Annotated in this window: 11 protein-coding genes; 9 read left to right on the top strand and 2 right to left on the bottom strand. The window is 60.8% G+C overall.

Translation table 11 applies throughout. The features are described 5' to 3' along the window. Positions 1 to 33: 33 nt before the first annotated feature. From KY379_RS24165 to KY379_RS24150, 4 genes are read left to right on the top strand one after another with little or no spacing between them, the layout of a single operon-like run. Complete coding sequence (locus KY379_RS24165; protein ID WP_196173456.1) at positions 34 to 1197, top strand: isovaleryl-CoA dehydrogenase; 1164 nt, start codon at positions 34 to 36, stop codon at positions 1195 to 1197. Between the two features lie 18 nt (positions 1198 to 1215). Then, complete coding sequence (locus tag KY379_RS24160) at positions 1216 to 2823, top strand: carboxyl transferase domain-containing protein (protein ID WP_261241694.1); 1608 nt, start codon at positions 1216 to 1218, stop codon at positions 2821 to 2823. Between the two features lie 4 nt (positions 2824 to 2827). Further along, on the top strand, positions 2828 to 3643 hold the full coding sequence (locus KY379_RS24155; RefSeq protein WP_133330807.1) for a gamma-carboxygeranoyl-CoA hydratase: 816 nt from the start codon (positions 2828 to 2830) through the stop codon (positions 3641 to 3643). After that, complete coding sequence (locus tag KY379_RS24150) at positions 3640 to 5598, top strand: acetyl/propionyl/methylcrotonyl-CoA carboxylase subunit alpha (protein ID WP_261241693.1); 1959 nt, start codon at positions 3640 to 3642, stop codon at positions 5596 to 5598. The genes KY379_RS24155 and KY379_RS24150 overlap by 4 nt, the downstream gene beginning before the upstream one ends. 79 nt (positions 5599 to 5677) lie before the next feature. On the opposite strand, the gene KY379_RS24145 is transcribed toward KY379_RS24150, so the two are convergent. After that, positions 5678 to 6334 (bottom strand): LexA family protein, encoded by a 657-nt coding sequence (locus KY379_RS24145; RefSeq protein ID WP_133330811.1) that lies wholly within the window; start codon positions 6332 to 6334, stop codon positions 5678 to 5680. A 130-nt stretch (positions 6335 to 6464) separates the two neighbouring features. Here KY379_RS24145 and KY379_RS24140 point away from each other — a divergent pair, with 130 nt between their 5' ends. Beyond that, entirely contained in the window at positions 6465 to 6791 is a 327-nt protein-coding gene (locus tag KY379_RS24140; protein WP_133330813.1) for a DUF6124 family protein, read from the top strand. A 413-nt stretch (positions 6792 to 7204) separates the two neighbouring features. Continuing rightward, on the top strand, positions 7205 to 7720 hold the full coding sequence (locus KY379_RS24135) for a DUF4880 domain-containing protein (RefSeq protein ID WP_261241692.1): 516 nt from the start codon (positions 7205 to 7207) through the stop codon (positions 7718 to 7720). A 67-nt stretch (positions 7721 to 7787) separates the two neighbouring features. On the opposite strand, the gene tssM is transcribed toward KY379_RS24135, so the two are convergent. Continuing rightward, a complete protein-coding gene (tssM, locus tag KY379_RS24130; RefSeq protein ID WP_409977297.1) occupies positions 7788 to 11369 on the bottom strand; it encodes a type VI secretion system membrane subunit TssM in 3582 nt (1193 codons plus the stop codon). A gap of 340 nt (positions 11370 to 11709) precedes the next feature. Here tssM and icmH point away from each other — a divergent pair, with 340 nt between their 5' ends. The 3 genes from icmH to KY379_RS24115 are packed head-to-tail and all read left to right on the top strand — an operon-like array spanning position 11710 to position 15611. Then, positions 11710 to 12549, top strand: coding sequence for a type IVB secretion system protein IcmH/DotU (gene icmH / locus KY379_RS24125; protein ID WP_261241691.1), 840 nt, complete (start codon positions 11710 to 11712; stop codon positions 12547 to 12549). 45 nt (positions 12550 to 12594) lie between these two features. Continuing rightward, a complete protein-coding gene (locus KY379_RS24120) occupies positions 12595 to 14688 on the top strand; it encodes a type VI secretion system Vgr family protein (protein WP_261241689.1) in 2094 nt (697 codons plus the stop codon). Continuing rightward, positions 14685 to 15611 (top strand): hypothetical protein, encoded by a 927-nt coding sequence (locus KY379_RS24115; RefSeq protein WP_261241688.1) that lies wholly within the window; start codon positions 14685 to 14687, stop codon positions 15609 to 15611. Before KY379_RS24120 ends, KY379_RS24115 begins: the two co-directional genes overlap by 4 nt. Positions 15612 to 15681 lie beyond the last annotated feature (70 nt).

The following is a 15681-nucleotide window of genomic DNA, read 5'->3' as shown; positions in this document are numbered from 1 at the left end:
TACCCACATATCAAGAACAACAAGGTGCCCCGCATGCATTACCCTTCCCTGAACTTCGCCCTGGGCGAAACCATCGACATGCTTCGCGACCAGGTGCGCACCTTCGTTGCCGCCGAACTGGCACCACGTGCCGCGCAGATCGACCACGACAACCTCTTCCCTGCCGACATGTGGCGCAAGTTCGGCGACATGGGCCTGCTCGGCATCACCGTGCCGGAGGAGTACGGCGGCGCCGGGCTCGGCTACCTGGCACACGTGGTAGCGATGGAGGAAATCAGCCGCGGCTCGGCCTCGGTGGCCCTTTCCTATGGCGCCCACTCCAACCTGTGCGTCAACCAGATCAACCGCAACGGCACCCCTGAACAAAAGCACAAGTACCTGCCCAAGCTGATCAGCGGCGAGCACATCGGCGCCCTGGCCATGAGCGAGCCCAACGCAGGTTCGGACGTGGTGTCGATGAAACTGCGCGCCGAAAAACGCGGCGACCGCTACGTGCTCAACGGCAGCAAGACCTGGATCACCAACGGCCCCGACGCCAACACCTACGTGATCTATGCCAAGACCGATCTGGACAAGGGCGCCCACGGCATCACCGCCTTCATCGTCGAGCGCGACTGGAAAGGCTTCTCGCGCAGTAACAAATTCGACAAGCTGGGCATGCGCGGTTCCAACACCTGCGAGCTGTTCTTCGATGGCGTCGAGGTGCCTGAGGACAACATCCTCGGCCAGCTCAACGGCGGCGTGCGCGTGCTGATGAGCGGTCTGGACTACGAGCGCGTGGTGCTCTCCGGCGGCCCCACCGGCATCATGCAAAGCTGCATGGACTTGGTCGTGCCGTACATCCACGACCGCAAGCAGTTCGGCCAGAGCATCGGCGAATTCCAGCTGATCCAGGGCAAGATCGCCGACATGTACACCCAGCTCAATGCCAGCCGCGCCTACCTGTATGCCGTGGCCCAGGCCTGCGACCGTGGCGAGACCACGCGCAAGGACGCTGCCGGGGTGATTCTCTACACCGCCGAGCGCGCTACCCAAATGGCCCTGGAAGCGATCCAGATCCTCGGCGGCAACGGCTACATCAACGAGTTTCCAGCGGGCCGCCTGCTGCGTGACGCCAAGCTGTACGAAATCGGTGCCGGCACCAGCGAAATTCGCCGGATGCTGATCGGTCGCGAACTGTTCAACGAAACCCGCTGAGCAGGAGGAACCTCGCAGATGGCCACCTTGCATACCCAGATCAACCCGCGCTCGGCAGAGTTCGCCGGCAACAGTGCGGCCATGCTCGAGCAGGTCCAGGCCCTGCGCCAACTGCTCGCCCAGGTCAGCCAGGGGGGCGGGCCCAAGGCCCAGGAGCGGCATACTTCGCGGGGCAAACTGCTGCCACGCGAACGTATCGACCGCCTGCTCGACCCAGGCTCGGCATTTCTCGAAGTCGGCCAGTTGGCCGCCCATGAGGTGTATGGCGAGGACGTCCCGGCAGCCGGCGTGATCGCCGGCATCGGCCGCGTGGAGGGCGTCGAGTGCATGATCGTGGCCAACGACGCCACGGTCAAAGGCGGCTCCTACTACCCGCTGACGGTGAAGAAGCACCTGCGTGCACAGACCATCGCCCTGCAGAACCGTCTGCCGTGCATCTATCTGGTCGACTCAGGCGGCGCCAACCTGCCGCGCCAGGACGAGGTGTTTCCCGACCGCGAGCATTTCGGACGGATCTTCTTCAACCAGGCCAACATGAGCGCCCTGGGCATTCCGCAGATCGCCGTGGTCATGGGCTCGTGCACCGCCGGCGGTGCCTACGTACCGGCCATGGCCGACGAAGCGATCATGGTGCGTCAGCAAGCGACCATCTTCCTCGCCGGACCACCGCTGGTGAAGGCCGCTACCGGCGAAGTGGTGAGCGCCGAGGACCTCGGCGGCGCCGATGTGCATTGCCGCACCAGCGGCGTGGCCGACCATTACGCCGACAATGACGAGCACGCCCTGGCCCTGGCCCGGCGTAGCGTCGCCAATCTCAACTGGCACAAGCTCGGCCAGTTGCAGTGCCGCCCGGTGGTCGCCCCCCTGTACGCTGCCGAAGAGCTGTACGGCGTGGTGCCGGCCGATGCCAAACAGCCGTTCGATGTGCGCGAGGTGATCGCCCGCCTGGTCGATGGTTCGGTGTTCGACGAATTCAAGGCTTTGTTCGGCACTACCCTGGTGTGCGGCTTCGCTCATCTGCACGGCTACCCAGTGGCGATCCTGGCCAACAACGGCATCCTCTTTGCCGAGGCCGCGCAAAAAGGCGCGCACTTCATCGAACTGGCCTGCCAGCGCGGCATTCCACTGCTGTTCCTGCAGAACATCACCGGCTTCATGGTCGGCAAGAAATACGAGGAAGGCGGCATCGCCAAGCACGGCGCCAAGCTGGTCACCGCCGTGGCCTGCGCCCAGGTGCCGAAGTTCACGGTGATCATCGGCGGCAGCTTCGGCGCCGGCAACTATGGCATGTGCGGACGCGCCTACGACCCCCGCTTCCTGTGGATGTGGCCCAATGCACGCATCGGCGTGATGGGCGCCGAGCAAGCCGCCGGGGTGCTGGCCCAGGTCAAGCGCGAGCAGAGCGAGCGCAGTGGCCAGGTGTTCAGCGCCGCCGACGAAGCCCAGCTCAAGCAGCCGATCCTCGACCAGTACGAGCGCCAGGGGCATCCCTACTACTCCAGCGCGCGCCTGTGGGACGACGGCGTCATCGACCCGGCGCAGACCCGCGACGTGCTCGGCCTGGCCCTCTCGGCCGCGCTGAACGCACCGATCGAACAGAGCCGATTCGGCATCTTCCGGATGTGACCCCATGAGCGATTTCAGCACCCTCGAAGTGATTCGCGACCCGCGCGGCTTCGCCACCCTGTGGCTGAGCCGTGAGGACAAGAACAACGCCTTCAACGCGCAGATGATCGGCGAGCTGATCAGCGCCCTCGACCAACTGGCCGAGGACGCCAGCTTGCGCTTTCTGCTGCTGCGTGGCCGTGGCCGGCACTTCAGTGCCGGTGCCGACCTGGCCTGGATGCAACAATCGGCGCAGTTGGACTTCAACCGCAACCTCGAAGACGCCCACGAACTCGGCGAGCTGATGTACGCCCTGTACCGACTCAAGGTGCCGACCCTGGCAGTGGTCCAGGGCGCGGCTTTTGGCGGCGCCCTGGGCCTGATCAGCTGCTGCGACATGGCCATCGGCGCAGAAGACGCCCAACTGTGCCTGTCGGAAGTGCGCATCGGCCTGGCGCCGGCGGTGATCAGCCCGTTCGTGGTCAAGGCCATCGGCGAACGCGCCGCCCGGCGCTACAGCCTCACCGCTGAACGCTTCAGCGGCGTGCGCGCCCGCGAGCTGGGGCTGTTCGCCGAAGTCTACCCGGCCAGCGAACTCGACGCCCAGGTCGAGGCCTGGGTCGCCAATCTGCTGCACAACAGCCCGCAGGCCCTGCGCGCCACCAAGGACCTGCTGCAGGAAGTCGATGACGGCGAACTGAGCCCAGCACTGCGCCGCTATTGCGAGAACACCATCGCCCGCATCCGCGTCAGCGCCGAAGGCCAGGAAGGCCTGCGTGCCTTCCTGGAAAAGCGCCGCCCTGCCTGGCAAACCGACGACAACAAGGAACCGCGCCCATGAGCCGCCCTCTCCTGACCACCCTGCTGGTTGCCAACCGCGGCGAGATCGCCTGCCGGGTGATGCGCACCGCCAAGGCCATGGGCCTGACCACGGTGGCCGTGCACAGCGCCACCGACCGTGACGCGCGCCATAGCCGCGAGGCCGATATCCGCGTCGACCTGGGCGGTACCAAGGCCGCCGACAGCTACCTGCTGATCGACAAGCTGCTCGCCGCGGCCAAGGCCAGCGGCGCCCAGGCCATTCACCCCGGTTACGGCTTTCTCTCGGAGAACGCAGGCTTCGCCCGTGCCATCGAAGCCGCCGGACTGATCTTCCTCGGCCCACCGGCCAGCGCCATCGACGCCATGGGCAGTAAATCGGCGGCCAAGGCACTGATGGAAGCAGCCGGCGTACCCCTGGTGCCGGGCTACCACGGCGAAGCCCAGGACCTCGACACCTTCCGCGCCGCTGCCGAACGCATCGGCTACCCGGTGCTGCTCAAGGCCAGCGCCGGCGGCGGCGGCAAGGGCATGAAGGTGGTCGAGCACGAGCACGAACTGGCCGACGCCCTGGCCTCTGCCCAGCGCGAAGCCCAGGCCTCGTTCGGCGATGCGCGCATGCTCGTGGAAAAATATGTGCTCAAGCCGCGCCACGTGGAAATCCAGGTGTTCGCCGACCAGCACGGCAACTGCCTGTACCTGAACGAGCGCGATTGCTCGATCCAGCGCCGTCACCAGAAAGTGGTCGAGGAAGCACCGGCACCGGGTCTGTCGCCCGAACTGCGCCAGGCCATGGGCGAGTCGGCAGTCCGTGCGGCCCAGGCCATCGGCTATGTCGGTGCGGGAACCGTCGAGTTTCTGTTGGACGCCCGTGGCGAGTTCTTCTTCATGGAGATGAATACCCGCCTGCAGGTGGAACACCCGGTCACCGAAGCGATCACCGGCCTCGACCTGGTGGCGTGGCAGATCCGCGTCGCCTGCGGCGAGCCACTGCCGATCAGCCAGGAGCAGGTGCCGCTGATCGGCCACGCCATCGAGGTGCGCCTGTACGCCGAAGATCCGGCCAACGAGTTTCTACCGGCCACCGGTCGCCTCACACTGTACCGGGAATCGGCGCCCGGCGAAGGTCGCCGGGTGGACAGCGGGGTGAGCGAGGGCGATGTGGTTTCGCCGTTCTACGACCCGATGCTGGGCAAACTGATCGCCTGGGGTCAGGACCGCGAACAGGCACGACTGCGCTTGCTGGCGATGCTCGACGAGTTCGCCATCGGCGGGCTCAAGACCAACATCGGCTTTCTGCGACGGATCCTCGCTCACCCGGCGTTTGCCGAGGCTGAACTGGATACCGGGTTCATCGCTCGTCATCAACAGGTATTGCTCCCGCCCCCACAGGCGTTGCCCGCGCCGTTCTGGGAAGCGGCGGCCGAGGCCTGGCTACAGGGCCAGGCCGGGCAATGCCGCACTGACGATACCGGCTCGCCATGGGCCGAGCGTAGCGGCCTGCGCCTGGGTCTGCCAGCGCGCAGCAGCCTGCACCTGAGCAGTGGTGGCCAGGACCAGGCCGTGGCGCTGGAGCGTAGCGCGGCTTCGACCTGGCGCCTGGACGGCGAGCACCTCTGTCACGACCAGGATGGCCTGCGCCGCCGCTATCTGGCGGTGCGCCGGGGCAACACCCTGTACCTGCGCTGGGATGACGAGATGCACGCCATCGAGGCGTTCGACCCGATCAGCGCCGCCGAAGCCAGCCATGCTCACCAAGGCGGCCTGGGTGCCCCGATGAATGGCAGCATCGTGCGGGTCCTGGTCGAACCCGGGCAAGTGGTCGAAGCCGGCACTGCATTGGTGGTACTAGAGGCGATGAAGATGGAGCACAGCATCCGTGCGCCCCATGGTGGCATGGTGCAGGCGCTGTTCTGTCAGGAAGGGGATATGGTCAGCGAAGGGACGGTGTTGGTGGAATTGGTGGAGGACAACTAAGTTCAGCATTCATGGGCGCAGGCCTTGGGCTGTGCAGCGGTGCCGGAATCGCGCGCCGCCGCTTCAAGTGCACGAGCAGTCAGTCGAAAGCCCCATGCGCCCGAACCACCACGCCGAGGAACTCGCACCCCTCCTCGCACACCAGGGCTGGGTAGCGGCTGTTGAGCGGTTTCAAGTACCACTGCCCGCCCTCCTCGGCCAACTCGCGGAAGATCGCCGACTTGCCTGGCTGGCGGGCGATCACCAGCCTGCCCGGCTGCGCTTGCAAGCCGGTATCCACCAGGATGCGCATGCCCTCGGGCACGCTTCTACCACGGTCGGCGTTCATCGAGTCGTTCTCGACCTCCAGCCAGAACGCGTTGCCTGAAGGCATGTAATCGGTTTGCTCCGAGACCTCGGGCTGTTCCGGCAGAGGCCCCTGCAAATCGCCCCAGGCCAGCACCGGGAAACGAAAACTGGCATAACGCAATGCCTCGCCCGATATCGGTCGCTCCGAGGCATAGGCACTGCGCTCTTCACTCACCAGGGTGCGCTCGACCACCATGACCTGGGCCTCCAGATACACCAGACCGAGCTTTTCCAGTTTTTCGTTGATGGTGGCCAATGTCGGGCGACGCGTTCCGCGCAGCCAGTGCCCGACCCCGCCCTGCGTCATCGACAGGCGCTCGGCGAGCTTGATCTGGCTGAGGTCGTGTTCGCGCTTGTAGCGCTTGAGAAATGAGTTCCAGTTTTCCATGAGCGCAAACGATACGGACTGTACTGGCAGCTTCAATACACAATTTGAATTATCTATTACAAGATAATTAGTACATGCTGACCTATATTGTGGATTCGTTGTGATTGAAGGGACATCAACAGGTACCACGATGAAATCAGTGAAAAAGCCCGTAACAGAAAGCGAGTGCGAAGCGGCCCGCCGCGCGCTCGACTACTACCTCAACCCCAGCCAGCCGCTGACCACCATTCAGCACAAGATCTGGACCCTGCACGAGGATGTGAGCCACGAAGAAATCATGGAGAACGCCATCGGTCTGCTCCGATGCGCGGCCGCCTCAGCCCGCACGACCGCTTCGCAGCAAGACGGCACCCCACGTGAACTGACCATCGCGCTGGTGCACATGATCGACATGGCCAAAGCCTTGCTGGAGCACAGCGCAAAGCGGCCCGGGCCGGGCATCGACGGAAGAACGTAGGAGAAAGGAAAGGTGACGGCGGGAGGCGCGTGGGCCGGCTCGAGGAAGCGCACCGAAAAATTTTCAGCGGATAACTGAAAATTCATTTGACTTGCAAATGATAACGATTATTATTGCACTCAGCTGATCGCGAGATCCGCTGGATAACCTGGAGCTTAGGTCGCTCTCAGATTATCTCCTCATCAGGCTAATCACGGTTTTTGACCCGGCTTTTTGCCGGGTCTTTTTTTTTGGCTCTTCAGGCTAATGAAGATCGTTGATGGCGGCGATGATAGCAAAACTGTGTCAGAGCGTGAATGCTCATTACAAATCTTTGCGGAATCAGCACTTGAGAATCAATCTCGTTTCGCCTACTCTGGTTCCGCATCACGGAAGATGCCCCCTCCCCCCATCCCCTGAGCAAGGAGCTGTCCATGAGCCGTTTGCTGCTGCCCGTTGAGCACCCCGCGCCATCGGCCGGGCACCTGGCCGACAATGCGCTGCTGCACGGCCTCAAGCGTCTGCCGCGACGCGTCCAGCAAGTGTTCCTGCTCAGTCGCCTGGACCGACTCGACTTCGCCAGCATCGCACGTCGCCTCGACCTGCCAGTGCGCAGTGTCGAACGGCACATGAACCAGGCGCTGCAAAGCGCAAGCCCCCAGGGCGATACCCTGGCCGAGGTCGCCGGGCAATGGTACGTGCGCCTGCAGAGCCCGCAGGCCACCACCTGTGAGCGCATCGACTTCCGCCGCTGGCTGGATGCACACCCGGCCCACTTGCAGGCTTTCCACGAGACCGAGCTGCGCTGGCGGCAACTGTTGGCTCCGGCTCGGGAGCTCGGCCAGGACGGGTGGTATCGGCATGGGCGTGCAGCGTTGTCGTTGGGTGGGTGTTCGGTGGCGCTGGGGCTTGGGCTGGCGGCCTTGCTGGCATTGGGATTCTGGGCGTAAGCACGCGGCTCAAGAGAGGCATATTAAGCTCGGCAACGTGGGGATCGACCCGCCCATCAGCGTTATTCTAACTTCCAGCCCGCCCGGTCTCGAGCAGCGTCCGCGGCAAGCTGAAATCCTTGAAGGGCTGCTGAGTGATCGGGTTGAACGCCTTCTCGGAGGACAGCTTGTAGCGGGCCACGCCACGCGCCGTTTTGAAGGTCAAATCCACGCTCGTTTCGGAGCGTCCATTGAGCATGCCTCGACTGAGCAATCGAAACATCGACCACGGCCCACGATACTCAAGACTGCTGCTGTGACCATCTTCTCGTAGAAGCGTAAGCGTGCTGCGAGCTTGTCGCGGGTTAGGCCAGATGATACCTGCCACCGTTCTGCCCCCTTGTGGATAGGCAATCATTTGTCCCTCAAGATCAAGCAAGCCAGCACGCTGTTTTGGCCCCAGTCCCAACGGCTCAATGCTGAATTGCACGCCAAGATTGCCGCGGTTATCGAAGAATGTCTCGCGGATCCGTGTGGCTGCCTCCAACTGCTGCATGACGTCCATTCGGATCAGGTCACCGCCGAGGCTTTCTGCGTAGGGCGCGTTCAGGTTTTCCTTGAGAAGCACGTCCAGGTACCGCTCTTGAAACTGCTGAAGCCTACCCTTGGGCCCAAAAAACGCTTCAAAATCTTCCAATGCGGCATCGGGGGCTCCGCTTATGAAGGGATAGCGAGCGGCCAGTCGTTGCTCGAAAAAACTGTACACCTCCGCATGCCAGCGTCGCTCAAGCTCGTACAACGCTTCGACGACAAGCACCTGAGCGGTCTGCTCGGAGATGGTCACGACTTGCTGGCGAAGCGGATCTGGCAGGCCGGCAGCGATTCGCAGTAAAGTAGCGATCGGATCGCCACCCGTGGTAGAGAAGCGCCCCAGCACCGCATCCAACGCAGCTTTACCGCGATCTGGACTGTCTTGCACCGCCCTCGCGTAATCATGCACGGCTTTGATGGCATCAAGCGTCTCCTCATAATAACTTCGCCGATCCCTTGTCACTTCGAGCATTCCGTTCAATCCCGTAAAAGCTCGCCCAATGTCCAGAGTCTGAGAATGCTTTCCGGGTACTGAAGGCGAATCGAGGACAGCACCCAATCCATCCATTTCTTGGCCATGAGCAGGTATATTGTCGAACATCGTGTTGTCACGCACGGTCTCTAGTAGCCGCCGCAGAGGTGCGGCAGGCCCGGTCAGTTGTGCCAGTACCGACACGGCATGGGCGAGATCGTGAAAGCTTGTGACAGTCAGCCGATTCAACGACTGTTGCCAGCTGTCAATATAGTCGGCGCTATACAGATTGCGTATCTGCCCGGCCAGGACGGCGCGATCAGTTGGCGAATAATCCAGCTCTTGGCGTTCACCCAATGCCCACTGGTCGAGCAGGGCCATTTGCGTCAATCGCTGGCTCCGTGGCTCAAAGACTGCATTGAACCCCTTGGCCGTCAGTAACGCAGGTAAACGCTGATTCTGGGTCGGCTGGTAAATGACATCGAAGGCCGGCCCGACCTGTTGACGTAAGTCCAAGCCTGCTCGCAGATCTCGCTCTGCCTCATGCTTTAGGTGGGCATAGAGGCGTTGCGATAACGGTACCTTGCGTAATGCTTGCTGAATCTCGTCGACGCTACGGCGATGCCCACCAAGATCGGCGTCCGCATAGGCCAAGGCGTACTTCAGATGGCGCATCAGGGCCCGCTGAACCTGACCTTCGCCGGGGAATTGCAATTGCCATTGCCGAGCCATCCACTGCTCTACCCATTCCGGGTTTCGGTTCTGCCGGTCCTCAATCATCCGGTACACCCGAAGCGCGGCCATCTGTCGTTCGCTAGCAACAGGCGCCGCGTTCATGGCATCTACCAAGCCACTGGCCAAAGCCGGTAGAAAGCGTCGAGACAACAGGGTCAGATAGGCTTCGTCAACCAGTGGGCCGATCGAACGACCCTGATACAAACCTGCATCGGAAAAACCTGGCCACGCCGATCGATAGTCACCAAACAGCGAAGCGGCATCGCCAACCTGCTGCAAATACGTCAACAGGTTACGTCCGGTTGGATCGAGCCGCTGATCCACCGCGGCAGCCTTGAATGCCTGGCTCTTCATCAGCACCGTGTTTGCCTTTTCTCGGTTGACCAGGAAGAAATACTGAAAAGCCGAGCCAACCACCACAAACGCCAACAAGCCACAGCCACAACCCAGCCAAAACCCTCGGCGCTTGCTGTGAGAGACTTTGATGTTCTCACTGCCCAAACCCGCCTCGGGAAGAATGACATCTCGAAAGAGTTGTTTCACAAAATACGACTGAGGTCTTTCGTTACGCTTCCCCTCCCTCAAAGGCCGAGGCACCACATACGGCTGCGCGGATTCGCGAAGGAATGCGTTTTCCACAATCCCATGCTGCGCAACCGAAGACCAGTAGAGGCCGCGTACCAATGCTGGTGTGGTGAAGCGGTCACTTGCCAGCGCCTTCGTCAGGAACTTTACCAATGCCGGATGCAAACCTGCCAACTGCGCCTGAAAGGTCAACAGTCGCTTGCGTTGTTTATCGCTGAAGGGCGCGACGAAGGCGCTCATGGTGACGTTGTCGAGATCCTTAAGTAGTTGATCGAATTGCGTGTCCAACTCACTCAGCCAGGTATCGGATGCCGCCGTTACATTCAGTTTGAAACTAAAGCCGAGCAGTTGCTCGCGCTGGGCGTCCCGAAGCTGGCTGACAAACTCGTCAAATCCATCGAGCAAGTCCAACTTGCTGAACACCACATAGAGCGGCAGGCGCAGGCCTAGCTTGCTGCTCACCTCATGGAGCCGAGCACGAACAAGGTGTGCCAGTGTCGTGCGTTCCTCAGGACTTGAATGCAACAAGGCGGCGAGATCGACGACCAGCACCAGACCGTTGAGCGCACGACGGCCTCGGTTGCGAACTAGCCAGTCGAGCAGATGGGTCCACAAGTTCGCTTGTGTACCCATGGGCAGTGTCGGCTTGTAGTTGTCGCTCACGCAGTGCCTGTTGATGCCGGCGCAACCTTGAGTGATGAAGCCCCCGGGAGGGTCGAAGATCACTGCATGGTCGCTGATCCATCCGTCGACCCCATAGACCGGCACGTCCCCGTGCAGGCCAAGCGCCTGGGCCTTACCGATATGCGTCAGGGAGAACTGCTGCTGGGTTCCCTCGATCAAGCGGCTCTTGCCTGCGCCCTCGGCCCCCAGTACCAGGTAGCACGGCAGTCGATACAGCGCCCGCTGGCCTCCGGCATGTTTCAGATAGCTCGCAAGTTGCTGGTCAAGTGCCTGCTGCTGCTCCTGCAAAAAAACCAGACTGGGCTCAGCCACGATGGCGTCAGCCTGCGCGCGCTCATCCCGCAACCGTCGAAAGCGCGAACGCAGCACCATCAACCAGCAGAGCAAAGGCAGCATCAGCAGCAACAGAGTAGCGATGCTGCGCTGCGCCGCACTGGCCAACGGTTGCTGTGTTCGCCAGGTCCACTGAGGGCCGAACCACCAGATCAAGACGAGCAACAAGGCAAGACCCAGACCCAGCAACAGGGGCATGGCCGCGGCTATGTGTTTCAACCAAGAGCGTTGCTCGCGCTTGAAGTTAAAGTAGCTCGACAGGTATCTCATTGGCGCTCCAGTCTTTTATCGGCGCACGTGACAACACCAAGCCCCTTGCGTAACAAGGGTTCAGGTTAGACCTTTCTTAAAACATGCAAGCTGAAGAGTAAAACACTGCACCCTCACCCTACAAACAAATATCAACTTACACTTTTAAGCTCGACTAAATCACACACAACCGAGCATGGTTTAAAGCCGACCAAAAATCAAACAGACAACAAAAGCAAGAAAACCCCTAGGAATATTCCTACATAACAACAAACAACTTACACCGCCACAGAAATTTCCTACAGTGTGGATTTAGCGACTCTACGTTGGAAACCGATATCCGGTTCGATCAGGAAAATAAATGAGTACTCATCAAGCAACGTCAGACGCAACTGGAGCGTCTCCAACTGGCCGCATCGATACGCCATGTGAAAAACCTGATCAGTCGAACGCCACCGGTAGCATCCCTGGCTACGAGACGGATTATCCTCCCGATCCTGACTTCCGACTCCGTGCTGGCTTCATGAACCCCATGTGCGAAGCTGCGATGCCGCTATTTGGCCTTGCCCTGCGCCTGGAAACCTTGGACGGACATGAGAATGTGGAGGAACTGCACCACCGGCTTCGCCTGCGCGTTTCACAGATCATCGACCAGATGAAGGAGAAGCGCTGCTATGACCCAGTAGTGATTTCGATCTACTCCTACGCGCTGTGCCAGTACATCGACGAAACCGTGATGAAAACCACGTGGGGCATAAACTCCATGTGGGTCCAGTACCCACTACTTAGCATCTTCCATAACGACACTCTCGCCGGCGAAAAGATTTTCACACTGATTTCGCGGATGCGCGAAGATAGTAGACGTTTTCAAGATGTACTGGAGTTCGTGTACCTCTGCTTCTGCATGGGTCTGAAGGGAAAGTACGGCGTTGTTTCCAATGGCGATGAAGCGATCCAGAAACTGATCGTTGAACTGCACGATGCCATTCGAGAGCTACGCGGCCCATTGCCAGCAAAAATTCGCAATCCACTGGCCAATGTTGCACCGCATAACTTCCGCATGCGCCGTATCTGGCCGTGGTGGAGCCCTCTGTTGATCTCCGCTCTCATCATCGCAGTGATGTACGGCATCTACAGCTACCAATTGCACCATATTACGAGCGAAGTACTGGAGTCTCTCAACAGCATCCTGAACCAATGATGGCCACAGAGCCTTGCACATCCAGGAAACTTTCCAGGAGGAGTTATGCCTAGCCAATCCGATCTGCGTTTCACCTTCCATCCCCTGGTCGGCAAAACGCAATTCGAAGTGGTGTCGTTCTCACTCACGGAGGCGGTGAGCACGCCCTTCAAATTGATTCTCGAGCTGATCAGCTTCGAGAAAGACGTCGATTTCAGCCATCTGCTCGACAAACCCGTGCTGTTCACCCTCTGGCGCGCTGACCGCCCGGTACGTCATGTACACGGCCTGGTCAGCAGCTTCACCCAAGGCGAGACTGGCTTCTACCGTACCCGCTATCACGCCGTGATCGAGCCGCAGTTGGCACGTGCCGCCTTGCGCTCGAACTGGCGCATCTTCCAGCAAAAAACCGTTCCACAGATTCTCGAGATCATGCTCAAACGACAGGGCATCCTGCACCATGAACTGTTCAGCAGTTTCGACCACCACGTCCGCGAGTTCTGCGTCCAGGCCGGTGAGACCGATCTCGCGTTCTTCGCCCGCCTGGCGGCCGAAGAAGGTTTCGTCTACCGCTTCGAGCACAGCCCCAAACAACACACGGTGGTCTTCACGGATCGCTTGCTGGCGCTGGGGCAATTGAGTCGCGGAGCCGTCAAGCAAGAAGACGCTGACCGCCCGGACGACTCGCAGGCATCCAAGGTCGATACCGTGCTGTACCACGCCAACAGCGGCGGCGACCAGCCCAGGCCGTGTCTGCGTCGCTTGCGTTACCGCGAACAGGTGCGCACCTCGCGCCAGGTCCAGCGAGACTACACCTTCACCAACCCCGCCTACCGTCAGGAGCATCTCGCTGGCATCGAGCAATCGCCCGACTACGAGCGGTTCGACTATCCAGGCCGCTACAAACGCGATGCGGTCGGCAAGCCCTTCACCGCCACCCGGTTCACCGCGCTGCGCCACGACGCCCGGACTGCCGAAGTGGTCGGGGACGACGAGCGTCTGCAACCCGGCCTGAGCTTCACCCTGACCGAGCATCCACGCGAAGACCTCAACGTGCATTGGCGAGTGATCGAAGTGAAACACGAGGGCGTCCAGTTCACCAGCCTGCAGGAAGAGGCCGCCGGCGCCGATCGCGGTACCCATTATGCGCAAACCGCGGTGTTGGTACCCGGCATGGCTGAATGGCGTCCGCAATCCTTGCCCAAACCGCGCGTCGACGGCCCGCATATGGCTACAGTGGTCGGCCCGCCGGGTGAAGAGATCTATTGCGACGAGTGGGGTCGGGTCAAGGTCAGCTTTCCCTGGGATCGCGAAAGCAAGAACGACGAATTCAGTTCTTGCTGGGTTCGCGTGTCACAGGGCTGGGCCGGCGGCGGCTGGGGGGCGATGGCCATCCCGCGGGTCGGCCAGGATGTGATCATCCAATACGTCAACGCCGACCCCGACCAACCGATGATCACCGGGCGCACCTACTGCGGCAACCAACTGCCGCCCTACGAGCTGCCGAAACACAAGACGCGCATGACCATCAAGAGCCAGACCCACAAGGGCCGGGGCTTCAATGAACTGCGCTTCGAGGATGAACTGGGGCGCCAGGAGGTGTTCATCCATGCCGAGCGTGACCAGAACAATGTGGTCAAGAATGATGAGACGACCCAGGTCGGCAACGACCGCAAGGAGCAGGTCGACCATGACGAAACCCTCATCGTCGGCCATGACCGCCGCGAGACCGTTGGTAATGATGAGCAGGCCACCATCGGGCAGCACGCCTCAATGACCATCGGCGGGAACCATACCATCGATGTGGGTGCGAACCGTATCGAGACGGTTGGGATGGAACGCCGGGACCAGACAGGGACCGATCATACGATCAGGGTCGGGGGACATTCACGGCAACACGTGGAGGGCGAAATGGACATCGCCGCAGGCGAGGCGATTCGGCTGAAGACCCAGGTGTTCGAGATCAACGCTGCGCAAAGCATCACGCTCAAAGGGCCTGGCGGGACTGTACGGATCGATGCCGATGGCATCACGGTCGACGGTTTGAACTTGCGGCTGAAGGGAGCGATGAACAAGGACGCGTCTGGTGAAGGTAATTCGCTAGAGTTTACCGGGAAGGTGCAGCCGAATGTCGATGGTTGCGGGGTCCGTGAAAAATGAACCTCGACATTCTGCGCGAGCAACGCAAACCGGAGGATAGTCTCTACCTGCTGGTGGACCCTTTGGCGAATTACCCGAAAAACGATCAGCTCAGTATCGCTTTCCTTTTAAACAGCTTGGGCAGTGATGCCATTACCCGGATCGCTCGCGCCGATCTCGATCATGCCCCAGAACAATGGCCGGTACTGATTCGACTGGCTGCGCCAGGTGAAGCTTCAACCGAACACTTGCAACTGAGCGGGGCCCATGCGTCGCGAGAGCGGTTTGCCAACAAGCACTACATCTGCGGCTGGCTATTGAGTGCGCAGCCGGCTGAAATCATCTCGCAGCATCTTGTGCAGCAATGCCACACATTGCAGTTAACCGGCGAGCGAGCCCTGGCTCCCTGGTACGAGCCAATCCGCTTAGCCTTGCTAGGGATGGCCATGAAAAACGTGGGAGAGCTTCTTGGCCCAATCCGCATCTGGAGCTACCCCAATCTCTGGGGCGGCATCACCACTCTCGAAACACGCCCTACGTCACGACCTTTGGTAGTACCTGAACTCGCCAAAGAGGTTCAGTACTTTGCTCCACAAATTACCCAGCTGCTTGCGGCGTGGCATCGGCTTAATGGCTGGCAACATACCTACGCGCCCTGGCGATTCGCAGGTACCAATGGCCTTCCCAACCACGCCCCCTCGCATGCGTTCAACCTGATTTACGACGCACACCAGCGAGGGCTTCGCGGCCGTGAGGACATCCAATGCCTCTGCCTGCATAGAGTTCTTGTGCACCCACTGCTGTTGCAGCACCCAGTTATCCAGAACGACGTGGAACAGGCTGTTTCTGGCAAGCAGAGCCTGTCCTCGCGGTTCGCCCGTTATGACGACGCTGCATGGAAGCAAATCGTCTCCGCACTGCCCGAAGCAAGGAGCTATTCATGAGCATCAGCAAAGCCATCCATATCGCCATGCAGGAGGAGATTCCCAACCCGCACGGCACCTGCAAAGCCTG

Origin of the sequence: Pseudomonas sp. HD6422, from assembly GCF_025377065.1 — a bacterium.
Lineage (GTDB): Bacteria > Pseudomonadota > Gammaproteobacteria > Pseudomonadales > Pseudomonadaceae > Aquipseudomonas > Aquipseudomonas putida_U.
This window is presented reverse-complemented; position numbering and strand designations above follow the sequence as displayed.

What these genes read in the sequence shown, in the direction of transcription:
- KY379_RS24165 (WP_196173456.1), top strand. Translation starts at nt 34, where the DNA reads ATGCATTACCCTTCCCTGAACTTCGCCCTGGGCGAAACCATCGACATG.
- KY379_RS24160 (WP_261241694.1), top strand. Translation starts at nt 1,216, where the DNA reads ATGGCCACCTTGCATACCCAGATCAACCCGCGCTCGGCAGAGTTCGCC.
- KY379_RS24155 (WP_133330807.1), top strand. Translation starts at nt 2,828, where the DNA reads ATGAGCGATTTCAGCACCCTCGAAGTGATTCGCGACCCGCGCGGCTTC.
- KY379_RS24150 (WP_261241693.1), top strand. Translation starts at nt 3,640, where the DNA reads ATGAGCCGCCCTCTCCTGACCACCCTGCTGGTTGCCAACCGCGGCGAG.
- KY379_RS24145 (WP_133330811.1), bottom strand. Translation starts at nt 6,334, where the DNA reads ATGGAAAACTGGAACTCATTTCTCAAGCGCTACAAGCGCGAACACGAC.
- KY379_RS24140 (WP_133330813.1), top strand. Translation starts at nt 6,465, where the DNA reads ATGAAATCAGTGAAAAAGCCCGTAACAGAAAGCGAGTGCGAAGCGGCC.
- KY379_RS24135 (WP_261241692.1), top strand. Translation starts at nt 7,205, where the DNA reads ATGAGCCGTTTGCTGCTGCCCGTTGAGCACCCCGCGCCATCGGCCGGG.
- tssM (WP_409977297.1), bottom strand. Translation starts at nt 11,369, where the DNA reads ATGAGATACCTGTCGAGCTACTTTAACTTCAAGCGCGAGCAACGCTCT.
- icmH (WP_261241691.1), top strand. Translation starts at nt 11,710, where the DNA reads ATGAGTACTCATCAAGCAACGTCAGACGCAACTGGAGCGTCTCCAACT.
- KY379_RS24120 (WP_261241689.1), top strand. Translation starts at nt 12,595, where the DNA reads ATGCCTAGCCAATCCGATCTGCGTTTCACCTTCCATCCCCTGGTCGGC.
- KY379_RS24115 (WP_261241688.1), top strand. Translation starts at nt 14,685, where the DNA reads ATGAACCTCGACATTCTGCGCGAGCAACGCAAACCGGAGGATAGTCTC.